This window comes from Acidovorax sp. GW823-FHT01C06 (assembly GCF_058798375.1).
On record NZ_JBXAKN010000008.1, the window covers coordinates 266,917 to 279,206 of the forward strand.

General features: G+C 67.1%; 10 protein-coding genes and 1 pseudogene. 1 reads left to right on the plus strand and 10 read right to left on the minus strand.

Annotation, left to right across the window (positions count from 1 at the left end):
* Positions 1–26 precede the first annotated feature (26 nt).
* The 10 genes from dalD to AC1RCS_RS17765 all read right to left on the minus strand — a co-directional run bounded on the left by dalD (position 27) and on the right by AC1RCS_RS17765 (position 11,844).
* Entirely contained in the window at positions 27–1,430 is a 1,404-nt protein-coding gene (gene dalD, locus AC1RCS_RS17720; RefSeq protein WP_492245413.1) for a D-arabinitol 4-dehydrogenase, read from the minus strand.
* Positions 1,431–1,449: 19 nt separating this feature from the next.
* Positions 1,450–2,184: an SDR family oxidoreductase gene (locus tag AC1RCS_RS17725; protein WP_218341561.1), complete on the minus strand. Its 735-nt coding sequence runs from the start codon at positions 2,182–2,184 to the stop codon at positions 1,450–1,452.
* 5 nt (positions 2,185–2,189) lie between these two features.
* On the minus strand, positions 2,190–3,233 hold the full coding sequence (locus AC1RCS_RS17730) for an ABC transporter ATP-binding protein (protein WP_492245412.1): 1,044 nt from the start codon (positions 3,231–3,233) through the stop codon (positions 2,190–2,192).
* Between the two features lie 48 nt (positions 3,234–3,281).
* A complete protein-coding gene (locus AC1RCS_RS17735; protein ID WP_218341559.1) occupies positions 3,282–4,121 on the minus strand; it encodes a carbohydrate ABC transporter permease in 840 nt (279 codons plus the stop codon).
* 13 nt (positions 4,122–4,134) lie between these two features.
* Positions 4,135–4,998, minus strand: coding sequence for a carbohydrate ABC transporter permease (locus AC1RCS_RS17740; RefSeq protein WP_369642826.1), 864 nt, complete (start codon positions 4,996–4,998; stop codon positions 4,135–4,137).
* 114 nt (positions 4,999–5,112) lie between these two features.
* On the minus strand, positions 5,113–6,447 hold the full coding sequence (locus AC1RCS_RS17745) for an ABC transporter substrate-binding protein (protein ID WP_056413437.1): 1,335 nt from the start codon (positions 6,445–6,447) through the stop codon (positions 5,113–5,115).
* 394 nt (positions 6,448–6,841) lie between these two features.
* Positions 6,842–9,325 (minus strand): TonB-dependent siderophore receptor, encoded by a 2,484-nt coding sequence (locus AC1RCS_RS17750; protein WP_492245411.1) that lies wholly within the window; start codon positions 9,323–9,325, stop codon positions 6,842–6,844.
* Between the two features lie 307 nt (positions 9,326–9,632).
* Positions 9,633–10,718 carry a FecR domain-containing protein gene (locus AC1RCS_RS17755; RefSeq protein ID WP_492245410.1) on the minus strand — a complete coding sequence of 362 codons (1,086 nt, stop codon included), beginning with the start codon at positions 10,716–10,718 and terminating at the stop codon, positions 9,633–9,635.
* The gene (locus tag AC1RCS_RS17760; RefSeq protein WP_492245409.1) at positions 10,715–11,227 is read right to left on the minus strand and encodes a sigma-70 family RNA polymerase sigma factor; all 513 of its coding nucleotides are present in this window, start codon (positions 11,225–11,227) and stop codon (positions 10,715–10,717) included. Before AC1RCS_RS17760 ends, AC1RCS_RS17755 begins: the two co-directional genes overlap by 4 nt.
* A 95-nt stretch (positions 11,228–11,322) precedes the next feature.
* Positions 11,323–11,844: an Ivy family c-type lysozyme inhibitor gene (locus AC1RCS_RS17765; protein WP_492245408.1), complete on the minus strand. Its 522-nt coding sequence runs from the start codon at positions 11,842–11,844 to the stop codon at positions 11,323–11,325.
* 110 nt (positions 11,845–11,954) lie between these two features.
* Between AC1RCS_RS17765 and thyA the strand changes: the two are divergent.
* Positions 11,955–12,215, plus strand: a pseudogene (thyA, locus tag AC1RCS_RS17770) (thymidylate synthase); the annotation flags it as partial.
* Positions 12,216–12,290: the final 75 nt, after the last annotated feature.

The window sequence follows — 12,290 nt, forward strand, 5'->3', positions numbered from 1 at the left end:
TCATTCCTGTGGTCGGGCCGCTCAACTTACACCAACCCCTGGCGTTCCGCACGCCCGGCCACGAAGGCCTGCACGCGGGCAAAGGCGTTGCGCAGCGTGGCAACCAGCCGCGGGTTTGAGGCCATTTCGCCCCACAGGGTGGTATCCGCGGCATAGGCGGCGACCAGGTCCGGCGCATCGCAGATCGCATGCGCCACGGCCGGGTCCATGGCCTGGTCCTGGTAGGTGTAGGGGATCTGCCCGGCATGCCAGCGCTGCAGGTAGGCCAGGAACAGCGCGGGCAGCACGGCCACGCTGTCGAACGAGCCATCGCGGGCCAGCTGGTCCCGGATGGTGGGCGCGATCATGCCGGGGATCTTGGAAAACGCATCCATGGCCACGCGCTGGTTGGTGTCCGCAATCGCAGGGTTGCCAAACCGGTCCAGCACCACGTCGCGGTAGGCCTCCAGGTCGATGGGGCACGGCAGCAGCACCGGGATCGCGTCGTCGGTCACGTAGTCGTAGGCCATCTGGCGGATGGTGGCATCGTGCGTGCCTTCGTGGATGTACTGGTAGCCCGCCAGCGTGCCCGCCCAGGCAATGCAGCTGTGGGTAGCGTTGAGCAGTCTAATCTTGGCTTCTTCGTACGCCTGCACCGAATCGACCATCTCGACTCCGACCCTTTCCCACGCGGGGCGGCCTGCGATGAAGTCGTCTTCGATCACCCACTGGATGAAGCTCTCGCCCATCAACGCGGCCTGGTCGTCCCAGCCGGTGGCGGCCTTCACGCGCTCGGCCACGTCCGGCGTGGGGCGTGGCGTGATGCGGTCGACCATGGCGTTGGGGCTGCTCGTGTGCTCCTGCACCCAGGCCTTGAGCGCGGCATCGCCCAGCGCGTCGATGAACTGCAGCAGGCCCCCGCGCGAGCGGTCGCCGTTGTGGCGCAGGTTGTCGCAGTTCATCAGTGTCACGGGGCCGGCACCGGCGGCCCTGCGCGCGCGCAGGATGCTCACCAGGCCGCCATAGAGGGTGTGGCCCGCCTGGCCCGCCTTGACGGTGGCGAGGTCGGCGCGCAGGTCGGCAAAGCTGGGCCAGTCGAGCTGGTCTTGCGCATCGAGGTAGTAACCCGCCTCGGTCACCGTGAACGAGATGATGCGCGTGGCGGGGTCGGCACCTGCGGCGATCAGCGGGGCCAGGTCGTCCCGGTAGGGGATCACGCGCTGGATCGATTCAATGACGGTGTAGCTGCGCTCGCCCTGGGGCGTGACGGTCTCCAGCGTGTAGCGGCCGCCCTGGGCCTGCAGCGCGGCGATGGTGTCGGCCATGTCGGCGCGCAGGTTGCCGCCCGCAATGGCCCAGCCGGTGTCTCCCTGCTGGCGCAATGCGTGGACGTAAACGGCCTGGTGGGCGCGGTGGAACGAGCCCAGGCCCAGGTGCAGGATGAAATTCATGGTGCGTGAATGCAGGTGTTTAAAGATCGAAGTTCGTGGGCATCATCACCACGTCGCGGATGGTCATGCCACGGGGGCGCGTGAGCATGAACAGCACCACGCTGGCCACTTCGGCCGCTTCGATGAGACTGCCGCTCGCCTTGGCCTCTTCCAGCTTCTCGGCCGGCCAGTCGGCGAGCAGCGAGGTGATGACCGGCCCGGGCGAGATGGAGCCCACGCGGATGCCGTGCTTGAACACCTGGCGGCGCACGGTCTGCACGAAGCAGTTCACCGCCCACTTGGACGATGCGTAGACCGGCTCCCATGGCGTGGGGAAATGCGCGGCCAGCGAGCTGGTGACGATGATGTCGCCCGTGCCGCGTTCGATCATGTGGGGCAGCACGTTGTGCACGTTCTTCATCACCACGTTGACGTTGAGGTTCAGCATGCGGTCGATGGCGTCGGGGTCGGCGTCCACCAGATCGCCGCCGACGTAAAGCCCGGCATTGGCGTGGAAGATGTCGAGCTGGCCGGCGAGGGCCAGCGTGCGCGCCAGCAGGCTGGCGCACTGCTTGGCGTCCAGCAAGTCCAGTACCAACGGCAATGCGCTGGCACCGATCGCAGCGCAGGCCTTGGCCAGCGCGGCTTCGTCGCGGTCGATCAGCACCACGCGCGCACCCGCGTCGGCCATGGCTTGGGCACTGGCGAAGCCAATGCCCGATGCAGCGCCGGTGATGGCCGCCACCTTGCCTTGCAGTTCTTGTCCGAGGGTCATGGTGGTCATGCGGTCTGGCGGGCCACCACGCGGCCTGCGGGGTCGAACCAATGGGCTTGCGATGCGTCGATGTCCAGGCTGACCGCATCACCGGCGCGCAGGCTGGTGCGGTCGTTCTGGCGGGCCACGAACTGTGCGCCCCCTGGTGTGCTCACATAGATCAGCGTCTCGGCACCCAGCGCTTCGACCAGGTCTACCTGGCCGCCCACCGGCGTCACGCCGGTGTTGCGCACGGCGATGTTTTCCGGCCGCAGGCCGATGGCGCCGCCCGCCGCACCCGCCGGTGCCTGCTGCTGCACCGGTGCGGGCAGCTGCTGCAAGGGCACCACGTTCATCTGCGGCGTGCCGATGAACTGGGCCACGAACTGGTTGGCGGGTTGGTCGTACAGCTCGAGCGGCGTGCCCACCTGCTCGATGACGCCGTCGCGCAGCACCACCACGCGGTCGGCCAGGGTCATGGCCTCCACCTGGTCGTGCGTGACGTAGATGGTGGTGGCGCCCAGGTCGCGGTGCAGCTTGGCGATCTCCACGCGGGTCTGGCCGCGCAGGGCCGCGTCCAGGTTGGACAGCGGCTCGTCGAACAGAAACACCTTGGGCGCGCGCACGATGGCACGGCCGATGGCCACGCGCTGGCGCTGGCCGCCCGAGAGTTCCTTGGGCGTGCGCTCCAGGTAGGTGGTGAGGTTCAGGATGGCAGCGGCGCGCTCGACCTTCTCGCGCACGATGGCCGGATCGACCTTGGCCAGCTTGAGCGCGAAGCTCATGTTCTCGTACACGCTCATGTGCGGGTACAGCGCATAGCTCTGGAACACCATGGCCAGGTCGCGCTTGCTCGAAGGCTGGTCGGTGATGTCGCGGCCATCGAGCATGAGCGAGCCACCGTCGATGTTCTCCAGCCCCGCGATCAGGCGCAGCAGCGTGGACTTGCCACAGCCCGAGGGGCCGACGAAGACGATGAACTCGCCTTGCTGGATGGTGAGGTCGATGCCCTTGATGGCGCGGTGCTCACCGAAGAATTTCTCGATGCCGCGCAGTTGAAGGTAAGCCATGGAATCGGGTTCCTGAAATCTTGAAAACTGGGAGAAAAACTGCGGCGCTTACTTGACCGCACCGAAGGTCAGGCCCTGAACGAGCTGCTTCTGGCTGAACCAGCCAAAGACCACGATGGGCGCGATGGCCATCAGCGAGGCGGCAGACAGCTTGGCCCAGAACAGGCCCTCGGGGCTGGAGTACGAGGCGATCAGCGTGGCCAGCGTGCCGGCCTTGGCGGCGCTCAGGTTCAGGCTCCAGAAGGCCTCGTTCCACGACAGCACCAGGCACAGGAGGCCGGTGGACGCCAGGCCGCCCATGCCCAGGGGCAGCAGCACCAGGCGCACCTCCTGCCACAGGGTGGCGCCGTCCATGCGCGCGGCCTCCAGGATCTCGCGCGGGATGTCCTTGAAGTGCGAGTACAGCATCCAGACCATGATGGGCAGGTTGGACAGCGCGAACACGATGATCAGTGCCAGCTGCGTGTCCAGCAGGTGGCTCTTTTGCGCCAGCACGTAGATGGGCACCAGCGCGCCCACGGCGGGCATCATCTTGGTGGAGAGCATCCACATCAGGATGTCCTTGGTGTACTTGCCCTTGAAGAAGGCCATGGCATACGCCGCGGGCGCTGCCAGCATCAGCCCCACCAGGGTGGACAGCACGCTGGTGATGACGGAGTTCCTGGCGTACAGCAGGTAGTCGCTGCGCTCCTGCACCTCGTGAAAATTTTCGAGCGTGGGGATGAAGAACAGCTGCGGCGGCACGGCGATGGCCTGCAGCTCGGTCTTGAACGCGGTCAGCAGCAGCCAGGCCAGCGGGAAGAACAGCAGCAGGGCCACGCCCCAGGCAGCCACGGTGCGCAGGGCCAGCAGGCCCAGCGGATAGTTGGAACGGCGTCGAGCAGTCATGGTGGTGCTTCGGTTATTTGTCGAGGTTCTTGCCGACCATGCGGATCAGGAACACGGCCGCGATGTTGGCCAGCACCACCGCGAACAGCGCGCCGGCCGAGGCCACGCCCGCATCGAAGTTGAGCAGCGCCTGCTTGAAGATCAGGAAGGTGACGTTGGTGCTCGCATCGCCCGGGCCGCCGCCCGTGGTGGTGTAGATCTCGGCAAAGATGCTGAGCAGGAAGATGAGTTCGATCATCACCACCACCGCCACAGAGCGCGCCAGGTGCGGCACGTACAGGTAGCGCAGCTGCTGCAGGTAGTTGGCGCCGTCCATGCGCGAGGCCTCGAGCTGCTCATGGTTCATGCTTTGCAGCGCGGTCATGAAGATCAGCGTGGCAAAGGGCAGCCACTGCCAGGAGACCATGACGATCACCGAGAACAGCGGGTGGTCGGTGAGCCAGTCCACCGGCTGCGCGCCGAAGAACATCCACACCTGGGCGAGCACGCCGTAGATGGGGTTCATCATCATGTTCTTCCACATCAGCGCGTTCACCGTGGGCATGACGAAGAACGGCGAGATCAGCAGCACCCGCACGATGCCCCGGCCCGCGAACGGCTCGTTGATGAGCAGCGCGATGGCGATGCCGAACACCACCGTGATGAGGATCACGCTGCCGAGCAGCAGCAGCGTGTTGACCACCGCCGTGCCGAACGAGGGGTCGGTGACGAAGTACTCGAAATTCTCCAGCCCGGCAAAGCCGGTCTGGTCCGGCTGCATCAGGTTGTAGCGGATGAGCGAGAAGTAGATCGTCATCACCAGCGGCACGATCATCCACAGGAAGAGCGTGGCCATGGCTGGCGTGAGCAGCAGGCGGGGGAGCAGGCGGCGGTTCATGGTGTTTCCGAAAGGGCGACGGGGCCGCCATGGTGAATGGCGAGCCCCAGGATCAGCACTGGTCAATCCACGGATGGGCAGTGGACGGCGGAGCCTCGGTGGCCCCGCCAGCCTTTACTTGTAGTAACCAGCCTTCTTCATTTCCCGGTCCGCAGACACCTGGCTGGCCTTCAGCGCCGCGTCCACCGTCGTCTTGCCCGCCAGCGCCGCGCTCATCTGCTGGCCCACCGCGATGCCGATGGCCTGGAACTCCGGAATCGCCGCGAACTGCACGCCCACGTACGGGCTCTTGGGCAGGGTCGAATCGGTCGGGTTGGCCGAGTCGATCGCGACCTTCTCGGCGGCGGCGAAGCGGGCGGCCTTCTGGAACTCAGGCGATGCGTAGGTGCTCTTGCGCGTGCCGGTGGGCACGTTGGCCCAGCCGTTGGTCTTGGCGACCAGCTGGATGTAGTCCTTGCTGGTGGACCAGGTGATGAACTTCTGCGCGGCGTCCACCTTTTTCGAACCGGCCGGGATGGCCAGGTTCCACGACCACAGCCAGTTGGCGCCCTTGGGCGTGTTCATGGTGGGCGCCTGGGCAAAGGCCATCTGGTCGGCCACCTTGGACTGCTTGGGGTCGCTCACGAACGATGCCGCGATGGTCGCGTCCACCCACATGCCGCACTTGCCGGAGTTGGTCAGCGCCAGGATCTCGTTGAAGCTGTTGGCCGACGAGCCGGGCGGGCCGTAGTTCTTGAGCAGGTCCACGTAGAAGGTGATCGCGTCCTTCCAGGGCTTGGATTCGAGCTGCGGCTTCCACTGCATGTCGAACCACTGGCCGCCGAAGGTGTTGACCAGCGTGGTCAAGAACGCCATGTTGTCGCCCCAACCCGGCTTGCCGCGCAGGCAGATGCCGTACACGCCGTTCTTGGGGTCGTGCATCTTGGCGGCCAGGTCCTTGATCTGCGGCCAGGTGGGACGCTCGGGCACCTGCACGCCGGCCTTGTCGGCCAGGTCCTTGCGGTACATGAGCATGGAGCTTTCGCCGTAGAACGGCGCGGCGAACAGCTTGCCGTCGATGGACAGGCCGCCCCGCACGGCGGGCAGCAGGTCGTCCACGTCGTAGGCGGCGTCGGTTTTGAGCTCCTGCAGCCAGCCCTTCTTGCCCCAGATGGGCGCCTCGTACATGCCGATGGTCATCACGTCGAACTGGCCGCCCTTGGTGGCGATGTCGGTGGTGACGCGCTGGCGCAGCACACCTTCTTCGAGCGTGACCCACTTGAGCTTGATGTCGGGGTTGGCCTGCTCGAAGTTCTTGGAGAGCTTCTGCATCTCGATCATGTGGCCGTTGTTCACGGTGGCGATCACGAGCTCGGTCTGCGCGCTGGCGGCGCCGCACAGCGACGTCAAGGCCAGCGCAACGGCGACGGCCAGGCGCTGGGGCATGGTGACAGGGGTGGAATGTGGCATCGGAAAAGTCTCCTCGGTCGTTGGTATGGGAATCTGCCTTTCAACACCGGCGCAAGGCATGCAGGCATTGACGGACTGAACGATACCGATGCTGCGATGCTCGATTGGTACTCCAGACGCCCCCACAAATACTAATTTGCACCAGATACTCAGGATTTATACCTAGATGTGTCAACAGGGTATCTAAACGAGTGCGATAAGGCGGCTGCACCGTCGCTGCGCTGGCGTAGCGAATGCCCTGGATTACTATCAAATAGATAGCTGCCAGCGCTTACCTATCAAGCGGCAGAGGCCAATTCAATCCACATTTTCTTGCACCAAGGCCCACTGGGGTTGACGCCCATACCCCCTCCTCCCTCTATTTGCCCCCCTGCCCACGGCAGCCTGCTCCGCGTCAGAAATCCACCGTGGCAGACAGCGTCACCGTGCGGGGACTTCCCACATACAGCCAGTTGCCGGAGCCGCTGGACCAGTAGTTGTGGTTGAACAGGTTGTCCACGCCCGCGCGCAGCACCAGCGGCCGGCCCCACGCCTGGGTCTTGTAGCGGGCACCGATGTCCCAGCGCGTCCAGCCCGGAATGCGCCGCAGGTTGGCGGCGTCCACCTGCTGCGCGCTGCTGGCGATCATGCGGGCCGACAGCGTCAGCCCTGGAACGGCAGCCACGTCGTGGTCGCTGCCCAGGTTGAGCTGCCAGCGTGACACATTGGGCGCGGCGTTGCCGTTGTAGGTGCCGCCTTCGGTTTTGGTCAGCCGGGCATCGTTGAAGGTCACGCCGCCCAGCAGGCGCGTGCCCCGGGCCACCTCGCCAAAGACATTGAGCTCGACCCCGCGGTTGCGCTGCTCTGCACCGACCTGGTAAGTGAACGTGCCATCGCCGTTGGAGGCCACCAGCCCGCTCGGCTTCTGGATGTGGAACAGGCTCGCCGTGGTGCTGAAGCGGCCCCAATCGGCCTTCACGCCCACCTCCCGCTGCTTCGTGCGGACCGGCGGAAACACCTGCCCGGCGTTGGTGGTGCCCAGCGGTGCTGAATCGCCCTGGACCAGCCCTTCGATGTAATTGCCGTAGAGCGACACGTGCGGCTGTAGCTTGAACACCGCCGCCAGCGCCGGCGTCACCGCGTGCTCGTCGTACGCGGCGCTGCCGGCCCCGGTGGTGGTGTCGTACTTGACGACCTTCACGCGCTGGTAGCGGGCGCCCAGGGTGACGGACAGGCGGTCTTGCCACAGCGAGACGGTGTCGGACAGCGCCACGGACGGCAACTGCAAGGAATCGGTCTGGGGCGGCCGCGATGAGAAACCGTCGATGGACGGACGCGCGGTGGCCGCGGGCGCATACATGTTCGTGGCGAAGCTGTCGAAGCCGTAGTACTGCGCCGTGAAGCCGCTGTCCTTCTTCAGGTACGACGCATGCAGGTGGATGCGGTGCGTAAGCTCGCCGGCACGCACCGTGCCTTGCAGCCCGCCTTGCAGGGTGCGGTAGTTCGTCCAGTTGGGCCAGAAGTACGTAGTGGCCTGCGCATCGCCCTGCATGCTGGTCACGAACACGTCGGTGGCGAGGTAGCGGGACCGCGTGTGGCTGCCACCCGCGGCTGCAGAGAGCGTCCAGTCCGGGGTAAGGTCGTACTCGGCTTTGGCCAAGAGGTAGTTGCTGCGCGACCTGGCGAACTCCCAGTCCTGCGCGATGCGATGGCTGGCCCGGGGCGGCCTGGGGATGGCAATGGCGTCGTCGATGCCAAAGCCCGCGGCGCCTTGCGGCGCTTCGTTGTTCATCGTCTGGTGGCCGGCATCCACCGAGGCCCGCAACTGACTGCCCCGGTAGTCCACGGCCAGCGCCGCAGCGCCCAGCTCGACGGACTGGCCCTGGGTAGCGGTCTTCCCGTCACGGTAGACGCCGTTGAAGCGCACACCCCACTGGTGGTCGTCGCCGAACCGGCGGCCCACGTCCAGGTGGCCGCCCAGGTTGCCTCTGGACAGGTACGTGGTGGTCAGGCGTGTCAGCGGCACATCGCCCGCCCGCTTGGGCACCAGGTTGATGGCGCCGCCCACCGCGCCGCCCGCCCCGGGCGCCATGCCGTTGAGCAACGCGTTGGGGCCCTTGAGCACCTCGACGCGCTCGGCCGCTTCGACCGCCACGGCACGGTTGGTGGCGATGCCGCCGATGCCGTCGAACAGCACCGAGTCCTGCACCGAGAAGCCGCGGATCAGAAAGATGTCGCCCCCCGCAGCAGCGTTCGTCAGGCTGTACGACACCGTGCGCACGGACGGGTCGTTGGCCAGCACATCGGCCACGGTGATCGCCTGCTGGTCCTGCATGAGTTCGGCCGTGTAGCTGGTGATGTGAAACGGCGTGTCCATCAGGCTCTGGTGGCCCAGCAGGCCGACCCGGCTGCCCGTGGCAACCTGGCCGCCGGCATAGGCGGGCGGCAAATCGCCGGGCGCTGCCTCGGCGCTGGCCGTCACGGTGACGGCGCCCAGGGTGGCGGCATCGCTGAGCCGGGGTGCCTGCGCTGCAGGGCGCGATGCCTCGCGCAGCGTGAAGACGCCGCCCGTGGTCTGCCGCAGCTCCAGCCCCGAACCTGCCAGCGCGCGGCGCAGTGCCTCGGGGGCATCGAAGCGTCCCCGCACGGGCGCCGCGTTGCGGCCTTCCACCAACTGCGCATCGGCGGTGAGCGCCAAGCCTGCATCGCGCGCGATGCGGTTGAGGGAAGCCCCCAGTGGCCCGGCGGGCAGGTCGTAGTCGCGTACGGCCGCAGCGCTGGCCGGGGCCGCAGGGGCCTGCACCGTGGCTGGCTGTGCGGCCGCGGCAGAGGCCGCCAACGCGAGCAGCAGCGCGGTAGCGCAGGGGTTCAGCGGAAAGGGGAGAACAGCAGAGGGCATGGGTCAGGCTCCGAAACGGGTCACGTCAGAAAAGAGGGGCAACCGCGCCAATGCACGGTCTCTGTCTGATTGCCGAACGGGTGCCGAAAAGTGAGAGGGGGCCGGGGCAATTTCTTTTTTGGGCCGGCATCGCTGGTGGGTGGGTTGCCGGCTGGCAGGGGCGATCTGGGTTGATCTGCTTCGGCTGGTGGATCTGGGTTGAACTGAATGGAACCGTCGATCAGCCGCACCAAGTCGCTCATCTTTTGATAGCTGCCAGCGCTTTCCCATCAAGCGGTAGCGGCCTATTTTCTTGAAATTTTCATCCTCAGGGCGCAGCACGCGGCTTGAGCGTGACCCACCAGCGCGTGGTCCAGACCACATCGACCGGCACGGCCGCGGTCAGCGCCAACAGGGCCTGGTCGGTGTCCGCCAGGGGCAGCGTGCCCGTCACGCGCAACCCGGCCACGCGGGGGTCGACACCCAGGTGGCCGACCCGGTGCCGCGCGAGCGTTGCCACCACCTCGCCCAAGGGTTGGTTGTCCACGACCAGCATGCCGTCCTTCCAGGCGTCGGCATCGGGCGGGGCTGCCCACGGGTCCACCCGCCCGCCCTCCAGCCGCGCGCCCTGCCCGGCCGACACGATGCGCTCGGCAGCGCACGGCTCGGACGCTGCTGCCGCACAGGTCGCCGGGCGGGCCGCGACGGCCGACTCGGTGACGGCGACCTCGGTGGCGGGCGCGCCACGGCCCTGCGCTTCACCGATACCAGCGGCGTGCGCCTGTGGCCAGCGGTGCACGGTGAAGCGGGTGCCCAGGGCGCGCAGGCTGCCGTCCTCGGTCAGCACGACGAACGGGCGCCGCTCAGCCGGGTCGGCATGGCTGGTTTCCACGGCCACCTCGCCCGCGCGCAGGTGGATGGCGCGCTGGTCTTGGCTGAACACGACATCCACAGCGCTGCGGGTGTTCAGGTGCAGCACGGTCTGGTCGGGCAGCACGATGGTGCGGCGCTCGCCGGTGGCGGTGCGGTGGTCGGCCAGCAGTTGGCCCACGGGCTGGTAGCGGTCCAGCACCAGCACGCCGCAGGCCAGCGCCAATGCCAGTCCCAGCACGGCGCCCGCCACACGGGCTGGACGGCGCCGGCGCGGTGGCAGCAGCAACGCTGCGCGGGCTCCGGGACCTGCGGCGGCGCGGGTCAGGTGCTGGTCGATGTCGCCCAGCTGGCGCCAGGCGCGGGCATGGTCGGGGTGTGCGGCCAGCCAGTCGGCCAGGGCTTGCGCGTCCGCCGGCGAGCTATCGCCCTCGCCCTGGCGCAGTTGCCAGCCAATGGCGGCCTCCAGCACGGCAGGCGGCACGGGGTGGTCGTCGGCTGCACCACCAGGGGGGCCGCCCGTGGTCCAGCCCGCGCTGCTCACGCCGCGCCACCGAAGCGCAGGTGGTAGGCGTGGCGCATGGCGTTGGCCAGGTACTGGCGCACGCGGGGCACCGACACTTGCAGCTGCTCGGCAATCTCTGCGTGCGTGAGGCCATCGAGCCGGTTCATCAGCCACGCTGCGCGCGTCTTGGGCGTCAGGCCCTGCAACACTGCATCGACCGCGTGGAGCATCTGCACGGCGGCCAGGCGCTCTTCGGGGGATGGCTGCAGCACCTCGGGCTGCAGGGCCAGGTCTGCCAGGTAGGCGCGCTCCAGTTCACCCCGGCGCCAGAAGTCCACCAGCAGCCCGCGTGCCACCGTGGTCAGGTAGGCGCGCGGCTCGCGCATCGCGTCCGGGGCGATGGCGGTGGGCCGTGCGAGCAGGCGCACGAAGGTGTCCTGCGCCAAGTCGGCCGCGTCGTCGGCACAACCGAGCCGCCGGCGCAGCCAGGACTGCAGCCACCCGTGGTGGTGGCTGTAGAGCGCGTGCAGGGGGTGAGCGGCAGACATGGCGTGACGGCCTTTTTGAGAATGATTCTTGATTATAGAAACACATTCCCGCCCAGCCCCTGGGCACGCCGCCATCCGGCAGACCGGCTGCGCGCTCAGCGCCGCGCGTTTTCCATCATCGTGGCAACGTGGGCCGGCAGGGTCTTCGGGGTCCCCAGGTCCTGCACGTCCCATTCCTCCCCGCCGGTCAGCAGCCATACGCGTACCGAGTCGGTGGCGGCGTGGACCACGATGGCGGCAGCCTCCGTGTCGCCTGCGTCCGGCCGGTTACCGGTGATGTAGAGCATGGAGCCGTCTTGCCGCAGCGGCCCACTCACCTGCAGGTTGTCCAGCAGCACGTTGTAGTTGGCGAGACCGAGCAGCCCACGCAGCCGCTCGGCCAGCGGGCCGGCACGCAGGAAGTCTGAGCCCCCGACCGGATAGTTGCCTACCTGGGTTTGCAGGTTCGCCCAGGGATTGGCGGGCCCGGCAGGTACCTCGTTGGGCACAGGACGCGCGACCTTGCGCAGCGCCGTGGGCGCCGTGGGTACCGTGCCCACGCAACCCGGCAGCAGCACAGCCAACGCAAGAGCGGCCAGCACGGCGCTTGACAAAGGGGCTGGAGAGATAGGGCGCATGATCGGGGGCTTCTTTCTAAAAAGGGCAGCTGGGCGAAAAGGTCTGCGAGCTTAGCCGGTTCCTGCCGGCAGCCGCCCCCTAAAATCGCGTCTTTCGCCTTCCAACCGCCATGACCGAACACGCCCGCCCCGTCCGCTCGCAATACGAAGACTTCATGCGCCACGTGTTCACCCACGGCGTGGAAAAATCCGACCGCACGGGCACCGGCACCCGCAGCGTTTTCGGCCACCAGATGCGTTTCGACCTGAAGGAAGGCTTTCCGCTCGTCACCACCAAGAAGGTGCACCTGCGGTCCATCATCCAGGAGCTGCTGTGGTTCCTCACGGGGTCGAGCAACAACAACTGGCTCAAGGAGCGCGGCGTCACCATGAATCGCCCCGGGTTTTCTAGACACCTCTGAGCCTCAAACCTGAGGCCCAATAGGAGGTGCCATGAGTAAGCAAAG

Bases quoted from the DNA above. Each gene is read 5' to 3' on its own strand.
- AC1RCS_RS17760 (WP_492245409.1), bottom strand. From the start codon at position 11,227: ATGTCTGCCGCTCACCCCCTGCACGCGCTCTACAGCCACCACCACGGG.
- AC1RCS_RS17730 (WP_492245412.1), bottom strand. From the start codon at position 3,233: ATGGCTTACCTTCAACTGCGCGGCATCGAGAAATTCTTCGGTGAGCAC.
- AC1RCS_RS17735 (WP_218341559.1), bottom strand. From the start codon at position 4,121: ATGACTGCTCGACGCCGTTCCAACTATCCGCTGGGCCTGCTGGCCCTG.
- AC1RCS_RS17745 (WP_056413437.1), bottom strand. From the start codon at position 6,447: ATGCCACATTCCACCCCTGTCACCATGCCCCAGCGCCTGGCCGTCGCC.
- AC1RCS_RS17750 (WP_492245411.1), bottom strand. From the start codon at position 9,325: ATGCCCTCTGCTGTTCTCCCCTTTCCGCTGAACCCCTGCGCTACCGCG.
- AC1RCS_RS17765 (WP_492245408.1), bottom strand. From the start codon at position 11,844: ATGCGCCCTATCTCTCCAGCCCCTTTGTCAAGCGCCGTGCTGGCCGCT.
- AC1RCS_RS17725 (WP_218341561.1), bottom strand. From the start codon at position 2,184: ATGACCCTCGGACAAGAACTGCAAGGCAAGGTGGCGGCCATCACCGGC.
- AC1RCS_RS17740 (WP_369642826.1), bottom strand. From the start codon at position 4,998: ATGAACCGCCGCCTGCTCCCCCGCCTGCTGCTCACGCCAGCCATGGCC.
- dalD (WP_492245413.1), bottom strand. From the start codon at position 1,430: ATGAATTTCATCCTGCACCTGGGCCTGGGCTCGTTCCACCGCGCCCAC.